This window comes from Pseudoalteromonas sp. S3776, assembly GCF_005886915.1.
In the GTDB taxonomy this organism is placed as follows: Bacteria; Pseudomonadota; Gammaproteobacteria; order Enterobacterales; family Alteromonadaceae; genus Pseudoalteromonas.
In genome coordinates this window covers 1-347 of the sequence record NZ_PNCU01000237.1, presented here as the reverse complement: position 1 = coordinate 347, position 347 = coordinate 1, and the positions used below count along the sequence as shown (strand labels likewise).

The 347-nt window shown below is 48.7% G+C and carries 1 protein-coding gene; it reads right to left on the bottom strand.

The genetic code is table 11. From position 1 onward, the window contains the following. Window positions 1-38: 38 nt before the first annotated feature. Window positions 39-347 (bottom strand): deoxynucleoside kinase (locus CWC16_RS19740; RefSeq protein ID WP_212747476.1); only part of this gene is annotated, 309 nt, incomplete at its 5' end.

Here is a 347-nt window from a genome sequence, read left to right as displayed (position 1 = left end):
GCCTGTGTCGATCGTGCACAGGCTGATTCTCGAGTTCTTTATACTTTGATGCTCTCGGCCAGTACTTGTATCAACCGCTTGCCTACTTCTTCTTCGCAGCCGAACTCATTCCAGTCCAGAGTGATCAAGGGCGTGTTCATTGATTCACAGATCTGGGGCAGAATGGCTTCATGATAGTGATGAATGTCTCGAATGTATTCGAAGGGCGTACCGTTTTCAGCTTCTCTGCCCCGGCTCAGTAATCTGTTGTGGGCAACCTCGGGAGTGGTACGCAGGTAACTGACTGCATTGATCACCGGGTATTCTCTCAATTTTCGCTGTATTTCACAGTAATGCAGCATGAAGTC